Annotated in this window: 7 protein-coding genes; 6 read left to right on the top strand and 1 reads right to left on the bottom strand. The window is 29.5% G+C overall.

Translation table 11 applies throughout. From position 1 onward, the window contains the following. From F6K27_RS32340 to F6K27_RS32325, 4 genes are all read left to right on the top strand, one after another. Positions 1 to 272 (top strand): hypothetical protein (locus tag F6K27_RS32340; RefSeq protein WP_287300965.1); only part of this gene is annotated, 272 nt, incomplete at its 5' end. Positions 273 to 374: 102 nt separating this feature from the next. Then, complete coding sequence (locus tag F6K27_RS32335; protein ID WP_287300964.1) at positions 375 to 1,016, top strand: MazG nucleotide pyrophosphohydrolase domain-containing protein; 642 nt, start codon at positions 375 to 377, stop codon at positions 1,014 to 1,016. Positions 1,017 to 1,030: 14 nt separating this feature from the next. Then, complete coding sequence (locus F6K27_RS32330; protein WP_287280032.1) at positions 1,031 to 1,282, top strand: hypothetical protein; 252 nt, start codon at positions 1,031 to 1,033, stop codon at positions 1,280 to 1,282. Between the two features lie 71 nt (positions 1,283 to 1,353). Then, the gene (locus F6K27_RS32325) at positions 1,354 to 1,932 is read left to right on the top strand and encodes a C39 family peptidase (protein ID WP_287280030.1); all 579 of its coding nucleotides are present in this window, start codon (positions 1,354 to 1,356) and stop codon (positions 1,930 to 1,932) included. 63 nt (positions 1,933 to 1,995) lie between these two features. Here F6K27_RS32325 and F6K27_RS32320 read toward each other — a convergent pair whose 3' ends face one another. Continuing rightward, on the bottom strand, positions 1,996 to 2,295 hold the full coding sequence (locus tag F6K27_RS32320) for a hypothetical protein (RefSeq protein ID WP_287280028.1): 300 nt from the start codon (positions 2,293 to 2,295) through the stop codon (positions 1,996 to 1,998). A 58-nt stretch (positions 2,296 to 2,353) separates the two neighbouring features. Here F6K27_RS32320 and F6K27_RS32315 point away from each other — a divergent pair, with 58 nt between their 5' ends. Both F6K27_RS32315 and F6K27_RS32310 read left to right on the top strand, forming a co-directional pair. After that, positions 2,354 to 3,748, top strand: coding sequence for a hypothetical protein (locus F6K27_RS32315; protein WP_287280027.1), 1,395 nt, complete (start codon positions 2,354 to 2,356; stop codon positions 3,746 to 3,748). Positions 3,749 to 3,867: 119 nt separating this feature from the next. Then, positions 3,868 to 4,428 (top strand): hypothetical protein, encoded by a 561-nt coding sequence (locus F6K27_RS32310; protein WP_287300963.1) that lies wholly within the window; start codon positions 3,868 to 3,870, stop codon positions 4,426 to 4,428. The last annotated feature ends 662 nt before the right edge of the window (positions 4,429 to 5,090 follow it).

Here is a 5,090-nt window from a genome sequence, read left to right as displayed (position 1 = left end):
CAAAAATTAAATATCAGGTGTTGCTAGAAAGAATTGAGCAATATTTTAATAATCTGATGTTTGCCAATCAAAATTCTATTATCACGTCAATCGCCCACAAACAGACATTTATTACCAATTGCTGGAATAAAGAGAAACATATTGATAAAGTGTTACAGCTCAATAGTAATTTCAAGTATGAACATGATTTTGAAAGATTGTTGTATCAATATATTCAGTTCATTAAAACAGAGAAAACTGAAGTGGCTTTAACTAATTGGATTCAAAGTTAAGATATCTGATATATAAAAATTTTAATCCCCCTGAACAAGAGAGATTAAAATTTTTATTTATGTGTTACTATAATAATATAGTCAATAAAAGGTTATGTTTGTATGACTGAAATCAAATCTCAAATGTACAAAGATACAGCAGACATTGTAAAGTTTACCGGAAAATATGGTTTCGATGAGAGTAAAAAATCTGATTCACATTTTCTCAAATGGCTAAACATATGGACATTAGGGTTGTTAGGTGAATGCGGCGAAGCCATAGAAGCTTTAGAGGAATGGAATCTAGAAAAACTTCATGAAGAAATATCGGATATTTGTTGGTATAGCGTAGCATTAGATTTACTATTACATCGTTCAACTATCCAGGAATTACATATACCTTCTAGAAGTGTAACAGAAGTCCTACTAATGATACTAGAATCCGGTGATTTGGACGAGGACGAAGATGACGACGACGAAGAAATTGTTTATAATTGTTTAAGAGGAGCTTTATATGCAGCTCTCAGAAAAGGACTAAAATTCTCTGAGCAAGTTAAAAAATTTACCAGAGATTACCCAGAAAGAGGAAAGATTGAAGATTTACTATCAGGAGACCTTCAATATGTAAAAGGCTATCAAGGTGTACTCGAAAATCTTTCTGGTTTGTTTGAATTTAACAATGTAGGTGCAACTCTAACCGAAAAACTATTAAAACGATATCCAAAAGGTTTTGACCCAAAATTATCAGTTGAAAGAACTAACTAACAGGAGAAATAGAAATGCCTCAATGGGATAGTTACGATGAAAAACTTAAATGGCTAGGAGCCGATAAAAGCAATAAAACCGGATTTGCTAGCGAAGAAGATAAAGAATGGTTTCAGAACCAACAACAAATAATTAACGATAATAACGCATTTGAAGCAGCAAATGAAGGGGACACAGAAGCTAATGAATACATCATGCAAAAATACGGATTGTTCAGTAGATTAACAGGTTGGGGGATTCCGAAAGTAAACAAATATAACTATTAATTTCACTATCCAATAAAAACAATATATCTGATATACAATTAAAGTGTATCAGATATTTTTGTGATTAAATTATGAGTAACGCTATACGACTCCCCGTTCCTTATCTAAGTCAAAGAGATAATCAAATAATGCCTAGCAGCACTTGCAATATGACAAGCTTGGCTATGTGTTTAAAATTCTACGATATACCTCAAAAAACTAACACTGAACAATTTGAAGATGAATTAACAGATTATGCACTAAATAATGGAATACAAATAACTTCAGTATACGGAATAGCACAAGTTTGTGAAGATTACGGATGTATAGATTTAGTTAACACCGAAGCAAGCTTAGATGACATCGATTTAGCTCTATCACTAAATCATCCTGTGATTATCCATGGTTATTATACTCAATCAGGACACATAAACGTGATTAGAGGACAAGAAGATAAATATTATTATGTTAACGACCCTTGGGGAAATTTAGAGTTACAAACCTGGAGATATTTTTCGACAGAAGGAGAAAATGTTGTTTTTCAAAGAAGGACTTTAGCTGCAATTTGTTCAGCTTATAGTTTTTCTGAAGCACAACAACTATATCAATCAAATAATTTCAATGAAGAAAATGTTAGTAATTTATGGATTCACGAAATAATTAAGAAATAAGCAATAAAAAGGAATGTATATATCAGATATATACATTCCTTCTCCCCCTGAACAAGAGGATAATTATCTTTTGTTAAAATATTTTTTGAGCAAGAATGTAGGATAAAAAGGTAAATCAGTAGGCAATTCGATGTGATGGTCTCTCGCCATTTGAGATAATTCGTTATTAGCAGCAAATTCAGATTCCATTGTTTCAAAATCGGGTATTCTATAATAATCCATAAAATCACTCAATTTATGCCAAGTTTTAGGTGTAGTTTTGCGTAAAGGCGATAAAGCAATTTCACATTCTTTGAGTTCTAGTAACAACTCTTCTATTAATTCGCTTTGTGTCACCACTAAAGCTTTCAATTTATCAATCATAAATACATCTCTAACTATTCTTTGATACAATATTATTATAACACTTACAAACAAAATTATGGCTAGAAAATTATCTACTGCACTAACAACAATCAGAACTAACTCTAATAAAAGTATTCAAAATAACACAGGATTAACACATGAAAATAACATGATGGTGGCTAAATATTTAAGCATTACTTATTCAAAAATATTGTTGCCATATCAATTACAATTTCTGATTGACCCGAACAAAGTTTTATTAATAGATAAAGGTAGACAAATTGGTTTTAGCTGGACGATGGCATTATATGCAATCTTGTCAGCATTACAAGGATATAACGTTTACTACAACTCTTATAACGACAGAAGTGGTAAATTATACATTACAATTGTAACTAAATATGTAAGGCTAATAAATGAATCTATTGCAAAATACGGATTTCCTCCTATCGTAGCTAGATTAGACATGACAGCAAATACTATTAAATTTAACAATCTTTGTAAAATTACTGCATTAACGTCAGACGAAACAAACTTTAGAGGTATTACAGGACATAAAACTAAAGTTATCCTAGATGAAATTGCATTTAAGGATAATTTAAAGGAAAAATTAAAAGCAGTTATGGGATTACTAGTTTGGGGAGGCCAAGTATTATTAGCTTCTACACATAACGGAACAGGAAATGAATTTAATAAGTTATGCACTGCAGTAAGAAAAGGAGATTTACCATATAGTTATCATTTTTTACCGATTGATAAAGCGATAGAACAAGGATTAGTTAAAAAAATCTGTGAAAAAACTAATACAGATTGGACAGAAGAATACGAAAAACAATGGCTAGAAGAACAAGTAGCTTTTTATGGAGAAAGTGCTAACGAAGAGCTTTTTTGTATTCCTTCTGATGAAGCTAAAGGAAAAAGAATTATTCTACAACAGAATTTTCAAGTTGTTGAACCAGATATTATTCATAGAATTAGTTTGTATATCAGATATTGGGATTTTGCAAGCTCTATCGCTGCGAACTCATACTACACAGCTAGTGTAAAAATAGGATTCGCCCCTGAACAACACGAATTAATTATTACGAGTTATACATTAGATAAACAAAGACCTTTAGATACAATTGAATTAGTTAAAAATATTGTAGCTTTAGACGGAAACAACACTACTAACGTACTAGAAAAAGAACCAGGAAGCTCAGGTGAATTTTTTATTGAAATGATGGTCAACCAACATTTATCAGGTTACGCAATTGATAGTTATCAACCAAAAATGAAAAAACATATAAGACTTTTTCCAGTAGGACAAATGCTAAAAACTGGAAAATTAAAAATTCTTAAAGCGCCATGGAATCAAGAATTTATCGAATGGGTTTCTGACTTTGACGGAACTCCAAAACCAGGCACAAACGACCTTTGTGATTGTCTATCAGGTGCAGTTGATTACTTATCTAGTTTTGGTATCAACTAAGAAAATTTACCTCTTGTTCAGGGGGGAACCTATATATCGAATATAGGAAAAAATATTTCTGAAAATTTTTCCGGTTTTTAAAGTTTCCTGTTAGAATAGTAATGTAAGTAAAGTTAATTATGATTATGCTAACAAGAGAGATAGAGTTTAAAGGCTATAAAATTACACTAAGATTAGATAGCCAGTTGAAAGTTTTTATTAAAACTTCTGAAATCGAACCATTTATTGTTATACGAAAAATAGATTTTATAAAATCTATCAAAGAATTACCAGAATATATCGACACTGAAGGATTAGAAGTAGCGTTATTGTTGTTTAACGACTCATCTTTTCTAAGTTTTATTTATGATAAGGCAGATGAGTTTAAAAAAGATGTTTCTGTAGTCGAGTGTTTTGATTTAAAATGGTCGAAAAAGGTTACTATACAGAATAATAACGAAGTAATAGAACTTTATCAAACACCAGAAAAATTAATTTATATTCCTGCCGAATACATCATACCTTATAGCGATGAATGTAAAGATAAACATACAACAAATACAAATACAGATACATTAATGTTGTGGTCTTTTTATATTGCTACTTTTGAAGATATCGATTACGAGATGGAAAAGTTTGCTTTAAGAGTTCATAATTTATTCGATGAATATTGTAAGCATCATCAAGTGGTTGTGGTATAATTGAATAGTAAACCTATCAAGGTTAGAGGGGATATGTGAAGAATTAGGAAGCTTCACTTTAATTAAAGGAACCATATATCAGATATATGGTTCCTTTAACAATAGGAAAATAAGACTGAATTTTATAAGGCCGAAAATTTTACAACACAAAAATTTTTCATATATCGTTAAAGTTGACTCTCATAATAATTTACGATTAGTTTTCTTAAATTATTTTTGTTTTAATATTTAAAATAATTATCAATCGAAAAATCGTTTTTTAATTTTGATTTTTCGATTATTACTTGGGAAATCATTTTTTAATTTTTCGTTTTTGAAAATTATTTCATTCATTTTTTAATTTTGATTTTTCGATTATTAATTGGGAAATCATTTTTTGGTTTTTGTTTTTGAATATTATTTCACAAATCATTTTTTGGTTTTTGTTTTTGAATATTATTTCATTCATTTTTTAAAAAATGAATGAAATAATAATTTATAATATTTCGCAAATGTTTTTTGAAAAAAGCTTTTGCGAAATATTATTTTGTTTGATAAGTTTTGGCAATCGCCCCCTATAAGAAAAAATTAGTTGATAAAATGTAAAAATAGGCCGACAAAAAATAACGTACAACCATTAAATATAAAAATATACATTAAATTGAATATTGGATGATTGTCTA

This window comes from Okeania sp. SIO2F5 (assembly GCF_010692685.1).
Lineage (GTDB): Bacteria > Cyanobacteriota > Cyanobacteriia > Cyanobacteriales > Microcoleaceae > Okeania > Okeania hirsuta.
This window is presented reverse-complemented; position numbering and strand designations above follow the sequence as displayed.

Excerpts from the sequence above, each read along its gene's own strand:
- F6K27_RS32320 (WP_287280028.1), bottom strand. The coding sequence starts at position 2,295 with ATGATTGATAAATTGAAAGCTTTAGTGGTGACACAAAGCGAATTAATA.
- F6K27_RS32330 (WP_287280032.1), top strand. The coding sequence starts at position 1,031 with ATGCCTCAATGGGATAGTTACGATGAAAAACTTAAATGGCTAGGAGCC.
- F6K27_RS32335 (WP_287300964.1), top strand. The coding sequence starts at position 375 with ATGACTGAAATCAAATCTCAAATGTACAAAGATACAGCAGACATTGTA.
- F6K27_RS32325 (WP_287280030.1), top strand. The coding sequence starts at position 1,354 with ATGAGTAACGCTATACGACTCCCCGTTCCTTATCTAAGTCAAAGAGAT.
- F6K27_RS32310 (WP_287300963.1), top strand. The coding sequence starts at position 3,868 with ATGATTATGCTAACAAGAGAGATAGAGTTTAAAGGCTATAAAATTACA.
- F6K27_RS32315 (WP_287280027.1), top strand. The coding sequence starts at position 2,354 with ATGGCTAGAAAATTATCTACTGCACTAACAACAATCAGAACTAACTCT.